12 protein-coding genes are annotated in these 12,257 nt (G+C 71.0%); 5 read left to right on the top strand and 7 right to left on the bottom strand.

The annotated features are described in order from the left end of the window. Positions 1 to 57: 57 nt before the first annotated feature. The 5 genes from EBE87_RS05220 to dapF all read right to left on the bottom strand — a co-directional run bounded on the left by EBE87_RS05220 (position 58) and on the right by dapF (position 6,296). Positions 58 to 1,539 carry a phospholipase D family protein gene (locus EBE87_RS05220; protein WP_120639730.1) on the bottom strand — a complete coding sequence of 494 codons (1,482 nt, stop codon included), beginning with the start codon at positions 1,537 to 1,539 and terminating at the stop codon, positions 58 to 60. Further along, complete coding sequence (locus EBE87_RS05225) at positions 1,536 to 2,354, bottom strand: endonuclease/exonuclease/phosphatase family protein (RefSeq protein ID WP_120639731.1); 819 nt, start codon at positions 2,352 to 2,354, stop codon at positions 1,536 to 1,538. Before EBE87_RS05225 ends, EBE87_RS05220 begins: the two co-directional genes overlap by 4 nt. A gap of 234 nt (positions 2,355 to 2,588) precedes the next feature. Beyond that, a complete protein-coding gene (gene ftsY / locus EBE87_RS30740) occupies positions 2,589 to 3,572 on the bottom strand; it encodes a signal recognition particle-docking protein FtsY (RefSeq protein WP_120639732.1) in 984 nt (327 codons plus the stop codon). Positions 3,573 to 4,230: 658 nt separating this feature from the next. Further along, entirely contained in the window at positions 4,231 to 5,472 is a 1,242-nt protein-coding gene (mtaB, locus tag EBE87_RS05240; RefSeq protein WP_120640715.1) for a tRNA (N(6)-L-threonylcarbamoyladenosine(37)-C(2))-methylthiotransferase MtaB, read from the bottom strand. Further along, on the bottom strand, positions 5,469 to 6,296 hold the full coding sequence (dapF, locus tag EBE87_RS05245) for a diaminopimelate epimerase (protein WP_120640720.1): 828 nt from the start codon (positions 6,294 to 6,296) through the stop codon (positions 5,469 to 5,471). The genes mtaB and dapF overlap by 4 nt, the downstream gene beginning before the upstream one ends. A gap of 119 nt (positions 6,297 to 6,415) precedes the next feature. Between dapF and EBE87_RS28600 the strand changes: the two genes are divergently transcribed. From EBE87_RS28600 to pheT, 5 genes are all read left to right on the top strand, one after another. After that, the gene (locus tag EBE87_RS28600) at positions 6,416 to 6,775 is read left to right on the top strand and encodes a hypothetical protein (RefSeq protein WP_147426211.1); all 360 of its coding nucleotides are present in this window, start codon (positions 6,416 to 6,418) and stop codon (positions 6,773 to 6,775) included. A 140-nt stretch (positions 6,776 to 6,915) separates the two neighbouring features. Continuing rightward, positions 6,916 to 7,122: a 50S ribosomal protein L35 gene (gene rpmI / locus EBE87_RS05250; protein ID WP_120640716.1), complete on the top strand. Its 207-nt coding sequence runs from the start codon at positions 6,916 to 6,918 to the stop codon at positions 7,120 to 7,122. Between the two features lie 15 nt (positions 7,123 to 7,137). Further along, positions 7,138 to 7,509 (top strand): 50S ribosomal protein L20, encoded by a 372-nt coding sequence (rplT, locus tag EBE87_RS05255; RefSeq protein WP_120640717.1) that lies wholly within the window; start codon positions 7,138 to 7,140, stop codon positions 7,507 to 7,509. Between the two features lie 108 nt (positions 7,510 to 7,617). Further along, a complete protein-coding gene (pheS, locus tag EBE87_RS05260; protein ID WP_120640718.1) occupies positions 7,618 to 8,700 on the top strand; it encodes a phenylalanine--tRNA ligase subunit alpha in 1,083 nt (360 codons plus the stop codon). A 4-nt stretch (positions 8,701 to 8,704) separates the two neighbouring features. Continuing rightward, positions 8,705 to 11,179, top strand: coding sequence for a phenylalanine--tRNA ligase subunit beta (pheT, locus tag EBE87_RS05265; protein ID WP_120640719.1), 2,475 nt, complete (start codon positions 8,705 to 8,707; stop codon positions 11,177 to 11,179). A 47-nt stretch (positions 11,180 to 11,226) separates the two neighbouring features. On the opposite strand, the gene EBE87_RS05270 is transcribed toward pheT, so the two are convergent. Beyond that, positions 11,227 to 11,568, bottom strand: coding sequence for a hypothetical protein (locus EBE87_RS05270; protein ID WP_122139915.1), 342 nt, complete (start codon positions 11,566 to 11,568; stop codon positions 11,227 to 11,229). Next, complete coding sequence (gene maiA / locus EBE87_RS05275) at positions 11,565 to 12,197, bottom strand: maleylacetoacetate isomerase (RefSeq protein WP_120640284.1); 633 nt, start codon at positions 12,195 to 12,197, stop codon at positions 11,565 to 11,567. The genes EBE87_RS05270 and maiA overlap by 4 nt, the downstream gene beginning before the upstream one ends. Between the last annotated feature and the right edge of the window lie 60 nt (positions 12,198 to 12,257).

The raw sequence follows: 12,257 nt of genomic DNA on the forward strand, positions 1-12,257 counted from the left end.
TCCTCCGCCAGCGGCGGAAACTCAGGCACAGGCGCGGCGGCCTGGCAAGCGCGGGACTTAAAGCTGCGCTTCCACCGGCAGCCATTCCACCGCACGGGCCAGCATGCGGCGGGCCAGCGGTGCCTCGGGCTCATGCGGGCTGGTGGATTCGTCGTCGGTCCAGAGCATCTTCCGGCCCTGGACCCAGACGCGGTAGGAGCGGTCAGGTTCGGTCAGGCGGCGGTGCTCGTCATGCACCTGCCGCGCCAGTTCGGAGTGGTGGACGAAGGCGCCCATCTCGGTGTTCAGTCGGGCCGAGCGCGGGTCGAGGTTGAAGGAGCCGACGAAGACCATCTCGCCGTCGATCGCCAGTGCCTTGGTATGCAGGCTGGCGCCCTTGGAGCCGAAGACGCCGCCATTGCGCTTGGTGGTGCGCTTCAGCTCAAACAGCGTGACACCCAGTTCCAGCAGCCGCGGGCGGTAGCGGGCATAGCCGGCATGCACCGCCACAACATCGGTGGCGGCGAGCGAATTGGTGACCACCGTCACCTTCACGCCGCGCTTCACCAGCGCCTCGAACATCGCCATGCCGCCTTCGCCGGGCACGAAGTAAGGGGAAACGACCAGCGCTTCCCGCTGTGCCGACATCAGCGCCTCGCCCACCGCCGGGGCCATGCAGCCGGTGACGCCGCGTCCCTTGGCCTTGGCCGGCGGGTCCGCCAGCACGCGCACCGCATCATCCGCCGCCAGCAACTCGACATGCGAGAAGGAGGCACGGGACTTGGCCAGTTCCTGCAGGTAGGGGCGGGCCTGATCCTCGCGCGGGGTATCCTCCAGCCGGGCGCGCACGGTTTCCAACGCCTCCGGGCTGAGGTCGCGGCCGGCGCGGAAATGCTCCACCGGCAAGGCCAGGGAGGAGGACCAATAGCTGTCGAAAACCGCCTGGGCCTGGGCGGCGGCCTCGCCGGCGATGATCACGTCCAGGTCGCGGAAATTGAAGTCGCCGGCGGCATCGAAATAGTTGTCGGAGATGTTGCGGCCGCCGACCACGGCCACCTTGCCATCCGCCACCCAGCACTTGTTGTGCATGCGGTGGTTCAGGTGCCAGCCGCCGAGGGCGAATTCCAGTGCCAGCCCGACCTGCCCCAGGAAGCGGAAGCGGCGGGTGTTGAACAGCCGCACCTCGACGCGTGGATGCGCGGCCAGCGTCGCCAGCAGCGCCTCGCCGGAGAGGGCATAGCTGTCATCCAGCAGCAGGCGCACCCGCACGCCGCGGTCGGCGGCATGCAGGGCTTCCCGCGCCATCAGGCGGCCGGTGGTGTCCTCCATCCAGGTGTAATACTGCAGGTCCAGCGTGCGGCCAGCGGCGCGGGCCAGGCTGGCGCGGACCATGAAGGCCTCCAGCCCCAGCGGCACCAGAGCAATGCCGGTGCGCGCACCCTGCCCGTTCCCGGCGGCGGCAAGCGCCTTGGCCACCAGCCGGTCCAGCGCCGAATCCCCTGGCGCGGCGCCGGCCTGCACAGGCGCGACAGCGATCGGGGGGTCCAGCGCGATGCTCATGCGGCGACGGCTTCGGGCGGCGCGTCGGGCTGCGCGGCGGCGGCGACCGAGAGGTCCAGCCGCGCCCGCAGCGGCAGGTGGTCGGAGGCGAGGCGCGCCAGCGGCGTGTCATGCGCCTGCACGTCCCGCACCACGCCGCGCGGCCAGCCCAGGATACGGTCCAGCGCCAGCACCGGCAGGCGGGACGGAAAGGAGGCCGGGCCGAAGGCCAGCGAGCCGAAGAGCGGTTCCAGCAGCCGCAGGGAGGAGCGGCGGCCGGGGCGCCATTCGTTCAGGTCGCCCATCATGATCGTGGGCATCTCGTCGCGGCGGGAAATGGCTTCCAGGATGGCGGCGCCCTGGCGCATGCGGCAGCGGCGCAGCAGGCCGAAATGGGCCGCCACCACGCGCAGGCGGCCGCCCGGCAGGTCCAGTTCCGCCAGCACGGCGCCACGCGGCTCGGCGCCCGGCAGCGCCATGCATTGCACATGCGCCAGCGAGCCCTGCCGCACCAGCAGCGCATTGCCGTGCCAGCCATGGCCATCCGGCAGGCGGGAGATCGGCAGCAGCTGCAGGCCGTGCTCGCGCAGCGTGCCGGTGTCCAGCAGCCCGACGCGGCGGCCGAAGCGCTTGTCCGCTTCCTGCACCGCGATGATGTCGGGGTTCATCTCGGCGATCACATGCGCCACGCGGTGCGGATCGAAGCGCCGGTCCACGCCGACGCATTTGTGCACGTTGTAAGATGCCAGGGTCAGCATGCCGCCGCCGGGGCTGCTGCCCTTCGGCGCCTGCGGCTTGCGGACCCTGTCTATGCTCTCGTCGGGCTCAGCGGCCATGGCCTGCTCCGATACCTCCTCTGCGGCTGTGGTGCCGCGCGAGATGCCGGCCCCTGCCTCAGATTTAGGCACAGGTGGCAGGCGATCCAAGCGCGGCAGGGCGCCAGCGGCGCGGGGGCTGGGTTGCGGGTGCCTCAGGTGTGTCACAGCGGAAAGAACCCGCGACAGGCCGGAAGGCTGCACCGCGCCAAGCCGAATCAGCCAAGCCTCAGCAGCCTTGAGGGCGCGCCGGGCTTAGCTCAGCCCCAGCAGCGACCGCGAGAAGTCCCGCGCCGAGAAGGGGCGCAGATCCGCCGCCTTCTCGCCCACGCCCACGGCATGCACCGGCAGGCCGAATTCCTGCGCCAGCGCCACCACCACGCCGCCCTTGGCCGAGCCGTCGAGCTTGGTGACCACGAGGCCGGTGACATTCACCATCTCGGAGAAGACCTTGCATTGCTGCGTGGCGTTCTGGCCGGTGGTGGCGTCCAGCACCAGCAGCACGGAATGCGGCGCGGTGGGGTCCACGCGCTGCATCACGCGCACCACCTTGCGCAGCTCCTCCATCAGCGCGGTCTTGTTGTGCAGGCGGCCGGCGGTATCGACCAGCAGCACCTCCGTGCCCTTCCGCCGCGCCTCCGTCAGCGCGTCGAAGGCCAGGCCCGCCGCGTCGGCGCCCTGCTTGGCCGGCGCCACCACGTCGCAGCCGGTGCGGCTGCCCCAGATCTGCAACTGCTCCACCGCCGCGGCGCGGAAGGTGTCGCCAGCGACAAAGGTGACGCTCTTGCCCGCTTCCCGCCACTGCTGGCCCAGCTTAGCGATGGTGGTGGTCTTGCCGGTGCCATTGACGCCCACCACCAGCACCACATGCGGGCGCAGGCCGGCATCCAGTTCCAGCGGCTTGGCCACCGGGGCCAGGATGGCGGCGACCTCCTCGGCCAGCGCCTCCTTCACCTCCTCGTCGGTCACTTCCTTGCCGAAGCGGGTGCTGCGGAAGCGCTCCACGATGCGCTGGGAGGCCGATACGCCGAGATCGGCGGTGATCAGCGCCTCCTCCAGCTCCTCCAGCGCTTCCTCATCCAGCCGGCGCTTCACGAAGAGGCCGGTCAGGCCCCCGGTCAGCCGGGCGGTGGAGCGGGACAGGCCGGTGCGCAGCCGGCCGAACCAGCCGGTGCGGGCTTCCTCGGCCGCCGGCGTGGGGGCCGGGACGGGTGCCTCGGGCTCGGCAAAGTCGTCCATGAAGCCGGGCGGCAGCGGTTCCACCAGCTCCGGCTCGAAAGCGGCAGGCGCCAGGGAGGCGGCGGGGGGCGCGGCCGGCGGCTCCGGCGTTGGTTCCGGCCGGGGCTCGGGCGGCAGGCCGGGTTGCGGCGTCGGCGCGGGCGGCGGCGAAATCTCCGGCGGCAGCTCGGGATGCGGCGCGACGGGCTGCGGCGCGACGGGCTGCGGCGGCACCTCGGCCGGCGGGGCGGCGGGGGTCGGCGCGGGCGCGGGCGGCACCTCGGCCGGGCTGGGCTGCCAGCCCGGCGGCACGGTGGAGGGCGGGCCCTCCGGCGCCGGCTGCTCGGCTGGCGCGGGGGTCTGAACCGGCGTGGGGGTTGGCGGCGCGATCTCGGCCGGGGCGGCGGGCGGCGTCAGCGGCGCACGCGGCGGCATCTCCGGCGGCACCACCGGCAGGTCGCCCGGCGCGGCGGAACGCGTCTCGGGCGGGGCCGCCGGCGCGGGGGCCTGGTCCGGGCGCGGCGGCGGCGGCGGGGCCTCGGGCTCCGGCGGCGGGCTGCGGGTGTCCTCCGGCGCCGGGGCAGTGGCGGCGGGGTGGGATTCGGCGGGGGGAGCCTTGGGCTCCTCTTCCACCGGGCGGCCAGTCAGCTTGGCCCAGAGATCACGCAATGCCATGGCGTCAGGCCGCCTCGGCCAGCAGGCCGCGCGCGTCGGCGCCGGTCACGCGGGCACGCAGCACGCGGCCACGCTGGCCGCTGCCATGGGTAAGACGGATCGAGCAGAAATGCTCGGTATGGCCGGCATCGGGACGTTCCAGCAGCACGGCTTCCTCCTGGCCCATCCGGGCGGCAAAGAATCTCTGGGTGGCGGCGGCGCCGGCGGCGCGCAGCCGGGCGGCACGGTCCCGCCGCAGGGCGACGGGCAGTTGCGGCATGCGGGCGGCAGGCGTGCCCGGCCGTTCGGAATAAGGGAAGACGTGCAGGAAATGCAGCCCGGCCTCCTCCACCAGCGCCAGCATCTCCGCGAACTGCTCCTCGGTCTCGGTCGGAAAGCCGGCGATCAGGTCCGCGCCCAGCGCGAGCCCGGGGCGCAACGCGCGGGCACGCGCCGCGACGGCCAGTGCATCGGCCCGGCTGTGGCGGCGCTTCATGCGCTTCAGCATCAGGTCCGCGCCATGCTGCAGGGAGAGGTGCAGATGCGGCATCAGCCGCGGCTCCTCCCCGATCAGGCGCCAGAGGTCGTCATCGATGGCGGCGGGGTCGATGGAGGACAGGCGCAGCCGGGGCAGTTCCGGCACCAGGGCCAGCAGCCGGCGGATCATCTGCCCCAGGGTTGGGGCGCCGGGCAGGTCAGGGCCGTAGGAGGCGATATCGACGCCGGTCAGCACCACTTCCTGGTAGCCCGCCGCCACCGCCGCCCGCACCTGCTGCACCACCGCGCCCATGGGCGCCGAGCGGGAGGGACCGCGCCCGAAGGGGATGACGCAGAAGGTGCAGCGGTGGTCGCAGCCCTGCTGCACTTCGATCAGTGCCCGCGCCCGGCCGGTGAATTCCGTCACGGGATGCGCCGCCACGTCGCGCGCCGCCATGATGTCGGAGACCGGGGCTGCGGGGGCATCCGGCGCCCAGGCCTCGGGCTTCAGCTTGTCGGCATTGCCGATGACGCGCGCCACGCCCGGCAGCGCGCCCCAGCGGGCGGGGGCGATCTGCGCCGCGCAGCCCGTGACCACGATGGGCACGCCGGGCCGCTCCCGCGCGATGCGGCGGATGGCCTGGGCGGCCTGCTTCTCGGCCTCAGCGGTGACGGCGCAGGTATTCACCAGCACGGTGCCGGCATGGCCGGCGCGGGTGGCGAGGCCGCGCATCGCCTCGCTCTCATAGGTATTGAGGCGGCAGCCGAAGCTCAGGACCTCGACGCTCATGCGGCGAAGGAATCCCAATCGAATTCGCCGGTGAAGGCGGTGGCCACCGGGCCCGCCATCAGCACATGCCCGTCCAGCCGCCATTCCAGCGTCAGCGTGCCGCCGGGCAGGTCGATGCGCGCGCGCCGCCCGGTCAGGCCGCGCCGGTGGGCATTGACCAGCGTGGCGCAGGCGCCGGAGCCGCAGGCCAGCGTCGGCCCCGCGCCGCGTTCCCAGATGGCCAGGCGGATATGGTCGGTGTCGATCACCTGGGCGAAGCCGACATTGGCGCGGGCCGGCAGCAGCGGGTGGTGCTCGGCCTCGGGGCCCAGGGCCTGCCAGTCCAGCCGGTCCAGGTCGCCCACGAAGAAGGTGACATGCGGGTTGCCCATGGAGCAGGCGGCGGGGTCCGTCACCGCCCCCACTGTCATGGGCAGGTGGGTGGTGTCCATGGCGCTGGCCAGCGGCACGTCCTGCCATTCCAGGCTGGGCGGGCCCATGTCGGCGCTGATGGTGCCATCCGGCAGGCGCTGGCAGGGCAGGTCGCCGCGCACGGTGCGGACCACCACGCTCTCCCGCCCCGTCTCCCCCATCAGCAGATGCGCGATGCAGCGGGTGGCATTGCCACAGGCCTCGGCCTCCGAGCCATCGGGGTTGTAGATGCGCATGAAGACATCCGCGCCCTCCCCCGGAGGTTCCAGCACGATGAACTGGTCGCAGCCGATGCCGCGGTGGCGGTCGGCCGCGGCGGCGGCGCGGGCGGGGGTGACGCCCAGCGTCTTCTGGCGGTCGTCCACCACCACGAAGTCATTGCCGAGGCCGTGCATCTTCCGGAACGGGATCATGCCCGCCCATATGCGGCGCATTCAGATACAAATGAAGAGGCGGGACATGTTGCCATGCAGGTTGCCGCGCCAGCGGGTGACCATCACGATGGCGCGGCACATTAGGCAAAGGATAAGCCGTGACACAGGCGATCCATCTTATCTGCAAGCGTGAAGCCTCTGGCGATGCCAAAGGTGTCGTCGTCGATCGTGCAAACCATCTGTTCCGATCTGGTTTCTGGGACCTCACGCCAGCAGAGGCAGATTCGCTACGTGGAGGTTGGCTTTACTTGCATGAGACAAAAGGGACCCCTTCGTACATTGGTGGCCAAATTTTGGATTTTGAGCAGGAGTTGAAGCCGGAACTGGCACGGCAGCAAAGGATCATCTTCCTGTTTAAACCAAAGCAGGAAGGCCGCGAGCAGCGATGGCGTGGGCGGAAGCATGCCATGGCATGGACCGGAGGTCCTGTCCCAGCCGACTTGCCACATGAGGTCTGACCTCCCCTTCTCCCTTGCCCTTGTGCAGCCCTTGCGGCTATAGGCCCGCCTCTTCCCCGCGCGTCCGGGCCTGTAGGGCATGCCCGGCCGTGGTTCCGCGTCCGCTTCACGGCGGATGCTTCCGAACTCAGGAGACCGAAATGCCCAAGATGAAGACGAAGTCGAGCGTGAAGAAGCGCTTCCGGCTGACGGCCACTGGCCTGGTGAAGGCTGGCGCCGGCAACAAGCGCCACATGCTGACCGCCAAGACCAACAAGATGAAGCGGCAGAACCGCGGCGCCTTCGTGCTGGACAAGCAGGATGGCGACACGGTGAAGCAGTGGATGCCGTACGGTTCGGCCCGGTAAGGAAGGATCTGACCTATGGCACGTGTTAAGCGCGGCGTAACTGCCCACGCCCGTCACAAGAAGGTCCTCAAGCTCGCCAAGGGCTATGTTGGCCGTTCCTCCACCGCCTACCGCCCCGCGCTCGAGCGCGTCGAGAAGGCGCTGCAGTACGCCTACCGCGACCGCCGCAACAAGAAGCGCGAGTTCCGCGGTCTGTGGATCCAGCGCATCAACGCGGCTTGCCGCGAGCAGGGCCTGACCTATTCGAAGTTCATCGCCGGCATCAAGGCGGCGAACATCGAGATCGACCGCAAGGTCCTGGCCACCATCGCCTTCGATGACGCCGCTGGTTTTGCGGCCTTGGTCGAGAAGGCCAAGGCGGCGCTGCCGGCTTCGGCCGAGGCGTAATCTCCCCCACTCCCTTCCGGGGGAGTGTCGAGAAACGGAGCCGCCGCCGCCTGGGTCACCCAGGCGTCCGGCGGCTTCTTTCGTTTTCAGGGCTCAGGCGGGATGCAGATGTCCGACGACCTCGCGAAACTCCAGACCGATACCGAGGCGGCCCTTGCCGCCGCCACCGACCCCCGCGCGCTGGACGCGGTGCGGGTGGCGACGCTGGGCAAGAGCGGCGCGCTGACCGCGCTGCTGAAGGCGCTCGGCACCTTCCCGCCCGAGGAACGCAAGGCGCGCGGCGCCGCCGTGAACCAGTTGAAGGCGGTGTTGGAAGCGGCCATCGAGGCCCGGCGCATCGAGCTGGACGCCGCCGCCCTGGAAGCGCGTCTCCTCGCCGAGCGGATGGACGTGACGCTGCCCGCCCGCCCCTTCCCGCCGGCCGGGCCGGAAGCCGGCGCCATCCACCCCATCGCCCGCACCATCGAGGAACTGACCGCCATCTTCGGCGCCATGGGCTTCGGCGTGGCGGAAGGCCCGGATATCGAGGCCGACTGGTACAATTTCGGCGCGCTGAACATTCCCGACCATCACCCGGCGCGGCAGGACCACGACACCTTCTATGTCCCCGCCGGCGCGGATGGCCGCCGCCCGGTGCTGCGGACCCATACCTCCCCGGTGCAGATCCGCACCATGATCAACCAGGCGCCGCCGATCCGCGTCATCGTGCCCGGCCGCACTTATCGCGCCGACCATGACGCGACGCACTCGCCCATGTTCCATCAGGTCGAGGGGCTGGTGATCGACAAGGGCATCACCCTTGGCCACCTGAAGGGCTGCCTGATCGACTTCCTGCGGGCCTTCTTCGATATTCGCGACCTGCCGGTGCGCTTCCGCTCCTCCTACTTCCCCTTCACCGAACCCTCCATGGAAGTGGATATCGGCTGGAACCGGAAGACCGGCGAGCTGGGCAAGGGCGGCGACTGGCTGGAGATCCTGGGCAGCGGCATGGTGCACCCCAAGGTGCTGGCCAATTGCGGCATCGACCCGCGCGAATGGCAGGGTTTTGCCTTTGGCATGGGCATCGAGCGGATCACCATGCTGAAGCACGGCATCCCCGACCTGCGGCCTTTCTACGAAAGTGACGTGCGCTGGCTGAAGCATTACGGCACCAGCCCGCTCTCGCCTGCCACCCTGGCGGAAGGGGTCTGACGCCATGAAGTTTCCCCTGTCCTGGCTGAAGCGGCACCTGGAGACGGATGCCACCCTGCAGCAGATCACCGACACCCTGAACACCATCGGGCTCGAAGTGGAAGGCGTGGAGGACCGCGCGGCGGCGCTGGCGCCCTTCCGCATCGCCCATGTCATCGAGGCGGTGCAGCACCCCAATGCCGACCGCCTGCGCGCCTGCAAGGTGGATGTGGGCGATGGCGTGATCCGCTCCGTCGTCTGCGGCGCGCCGAATGCGCGCACCGGCATGAAGGCCGTGCTGGGCCTGCCCGGCGCCTTCGTGCCCGGCACCGGCATCACGCTGAAAGTGGGAGAAATCCGCGGCGTGAAGAGCGAGGGCATGATGTGCTCCTCGCGCGAGCTGGGCCTCGGCGAGGACCATGACGGTATCATCGACCTGCCGGCGGATGCGCCGGTGGGCCAGCCCTATGCCGTCTGGGCCGGGCTGGACGACCCGATCGTCGAGATCAGCGTCACCCCCAACCGGGGCGATGCACTCTCCATCCGTGGCGTGGCGCGGGACCTGGCGGCGGCGGGCCTCGGCACGCTGAAGCCCTTCGCGCCGCAGCCGGCGGTGCCCGCCTATCCCTCACCCCTGAACTGGGCGGTGGAAGACCTGGAGGGTTGCCCCTGGGTGCTCGGCCGCGCGGTGCGGGGCGTGAAGAACGGCCCCTCCCCCCAGTGGCTGCAGGACAAGCTGACCGCCATCGGCCTGCGCCCGATCAATGCCCTGGTCGATGTGACCAACTGGTTCACCTATGACCTCGGCCGCCCGCTGCATGTCTTCGACGCCAAGAAGGTGAAGGGCGACACCCTCACCATCCGCCGGGGCCGCGAGGGCGAGAGCTTCCTGGCCCTGAACGGCAAGGACGTGCGCGTCACGCCGGAGGATCTGGTGATCGCCGATGCGGAGGCGGTGGAATCGCTGGCCGGCATCATGGGCGGCGAGTATTCCGGCTCCGACGAAGGCACCACCGAGGTCTTCATCGAGGCCGCGCTTTTCGACCCCGTGCGCATTGCCCTCTCCGGCCGCCGGCATGACCTGCGCTCCGACGCCCGCTCCCGCTTCGAGCGCGGCGTGGACCAGGCGCTGCCGCCCGCCGCGCTGGAAGCAGCGACGGCCATGATCATCGAGCTCTGCGGCGGCGAGGCTTCCGAGATCGTCTCGGCCGGCGCCGAGCCGGCCTGGCAGCGCACCGCCCATCTGCGCTTCGAGCGCATCGCGGGCCTCGGCGGCTCCCCCATCACGCCAGAAGAGGCGGTGGAAGGGCTGGAGCGGCTGGGCTTCACGGTGGCCAGCCGCGACGCGCAGGGCGTGACGGTGAACGTCCCCTCCTGGCGCAACGACATCGCCGCCCGCGACGGTGGCCTGGCGCAGAACCCGGAACTGCCGGCTGAGCGCGCCCAGGCGGCCGCCGAGGGCTGCGCGGCCATCGAGCCGGAATGCGACCTGCTGGAGGAAGTGTTGCGCCTGCGCGGGCTGGATGCGGTGCCGCCGGTCTCGCTGCCCGTCTCCTCGCCCGTGCCGCTGCCCAGCCTGACGCCGCGCCAGACGCGCAGCGTGCTGGCCCGCCGGGTGCTGGCGGCGCGCGGCATGCTGGATTGTGTGAGCTTCGGCTTCATCGACGGCAAGGTGGCCGCGCTCTTTGGGGAAACCCCGGCCGCGCTGCGCCTGGAAAACCCCATCGCCGCCGACCTGGACCAGATGCGCCCGACGCCCCTGGCCAGCCTGCTGACGGCCGCCAGCCGCAATGCCGCGCGCGGCTACCCGGATGTGGCGCTGGCGGAAATCGGCGCGGCCTACCGGGACATCACTCCCGCCGGGCAGGCGGCGGTGGCCGCCGGTGTCCGCACCGGCGAGACGCCGCGCCACTGGGCCGCGCCCGCCCGCGCCGTGGATGCCATGGATGCCAAGGGCGACGCCCTGGCCGTGCTGGCGGCGCTGGGCGTGCCGATGGCGGCGGTGACCGTCACCGCCGACGCGCCAGGCTTCTACCACCCCGGCCGTTCCGGCGTGGTGCGCCAGGGCCCGAAGATCGTGCTGGCGACGTTCGGAGAAATCCACCCAAGCCTGCGCGCCAAGCTGGACCTGCCCGGGCCTGCGGTAGGCTTCGAGGTCTTCCTCGACGCCATCCCGGACCCCAAGCGCAAGAAAAAGGGCCTGCCCGACCTGCCGGCCTTCCAGCCGTTGCGGCGCGACTTCGCCTTCCTGGTGGATGCCGGCGTGCCGGCGGAGAACTTGGTGCGGGCCGCCCGGGGCGCCGAGCGCAACCTGATCACCGAAGTGTCGCTCTTCGACCGCTATGCGGGCGAGAAGCTGCCGGAGGGCAAGGTCTCGCTGGCGCTGGAAGTCACGCTGCAGCCGCGTGAGGCCAGCATGACGGATGCGGAGATCGAAGCTGTCGCCGCCAAGATCGTCGCCGCCGTCGCCAAGGCCACCGGCGCGACGCTGCGGGGCTGATGCCCCGGCCGGGGGGAGCGGCGCTTCCCCTGGCCAAGGCGCCGCGCCTAGCGCGTGCGCACCGGCCCGCTGCCACCGCCCCCGCCGCTGCCGGCGAGGCCCGAGCCCAGCAGGGCACCGGCCGCCGCCGGCAACAGCGCACCCAGCAGCGGCGCCCCCATCAGACCGGTGCCGGATGGCAGCACCACCGGCGCCGCAGCCTCCAGCGGGATGCTGCTGGCCGGCGGGGCCGCCAGGCGCGGTGCCGCCTGCCCGCGCGGCGCCACCACCATGGAAGCATCGGCCGGCACGGTAATGCTGCGGAGCTGGGCCATGGCCGGCAGCGGCAGGGCCATCAGGGCCAGCAGGAAGGCCGCGGGCAGGCGCCAGCGAAGGTCGCGGCTGTTCATGACGATTTGCTCCAAAGCTCAGGCGGGCAGGTGGAATGGAAAGCCGGAAGCGTCATGCAGGCAGCCTCGGCGGCCAGCAGGCGCGGAAAGGTCAGGTTCATGCCGTATTGCCGGGCCAGGGCGAGCTGCGGCACCAGGCAGACATCGGCCAGGCCCGGGATGCTGCCGAAGCAGAAGGGCCCTTCGGCGCCGGTGAGCAGCGTCTCGCAGGCATCGAGCCCTTCGGCCAGGGCGCAGCGCGTCCAGGCGCGCAGGGAAGCATCGGTCATCTCCAGCCGCCGCAGCCGCCCCAGGGCGCGGTCGGTCACCAGCGGATGCAGGTCGGTGGCGATGGCATGGGAGAAAGCCCTGACCCGGGCCCGCAGCACCGGGCCGGGCGGCAGCAGTGGCGGGGTCGGCCACATCTCATCCAGCCATTCGATGATGGCGAGGGACTGGGTAAGCCGCTGGCCGCTGTCGGTTTCCAGCACGGGCACCTGCCCCTGCGGATTGATCTGCAGAAGGCTGGCCGGCGTCACATCCCTGGCCGCTGTGTCATGCTCGACCATCTCAACTAAAAGGTTCTTCAACGCCAGGGCGATCCGTACGCGCCAGGTCGCCAAAGATCGGGGATGGCCATGCAGCCGCATCGCGATACCTTCGTCCTCTCGCTGGTGTGATTGATCGTGACGGCTGCGTCAAGAAAATCC

Source organism: Teichococcus wenyumeiae (assembly GCF_003696345.1).
Classification (GTDB): Bacteria; Pseudomonadota; Alphaproteobacteria; order Acetobacterales; family Acetobacteraceae; genus Pseudoroseomonas; species Pseudoroseomonas wenyumeiae.

Coding starts and splice junctions, on each gene's coding strand:
- rpmI (WP_120640716.1), top strand. CDS start 6,916: ATGCCCAAGATGAAGACGAAGTCGAGCGTGAAGAAGCGCTTCCGGCTG.
- mtaB (WP_120640715.1), bottom strand. CDS start 5,472: ATGAGCGTCGAGGTCCTGAGCTTCGGCTGCCGCCTCAATACCTATGAG.
- dapF (WP_120640720.1), bottom strand. CDS start 6,296: ATGATCCCGTTCCGGAAGATGCACGGCCTCGGCAATGACTTCGTGGTG.
- maiA (WP_120640284.1), bottom strand. CDS start 12,197: ATGCGGCTGCATGGCCATCCCCGATCTTTGGCGACCTGGCGCGTACGG.
- EBE87_RS05220 (WP_120639730.1), bottom strand. CDS start 1,539: ATGAGCATCGCGCTGGACCCCCCGATCGCTGTCGCGCCTGTGCAGGCC.
- pheS (WP_120640718.1), top strand. CDS start 7,618: ATGTCCGACGACCTCGCGAAACTCCAGACCGATACCGAGGCGGCCCTT.
- EBE87_RS05225 (WP_120639731.1), bottom strand. CDS start 2,354: ATGGCCGCTGAGCCCGACGAGAGCATAGACAGGGTCCGCAAGCCGCAG.
- rplT (WP_120640717.1), top strand. CDS start 7,138: ATGGCACGTGTTAAGCGCGGCGTAACTGCCCACGCCCGTCACAAGAAG.
- pheT (WP_120640719.1), top strand. CDS start 8,705: ATGAAGTTTCCCCTGTCCTGGCTGAAGCGGCACCTGGAGACGGATGCC.
- ftsY (WP_120639732.1), bottom strand. CDS start 3,572: ATGGACGACTTTGCCGAGCCCGAGGCACCCGTCCCGGCCCCCACGCCG.
- EBE87_RS05270 (WP_122139915.1), bottom strand. CDS start 11,568: ATGAACAGCCGCGACCTTCGCTGGCGCCTGCCCGCGGCCTTCCTGCTG.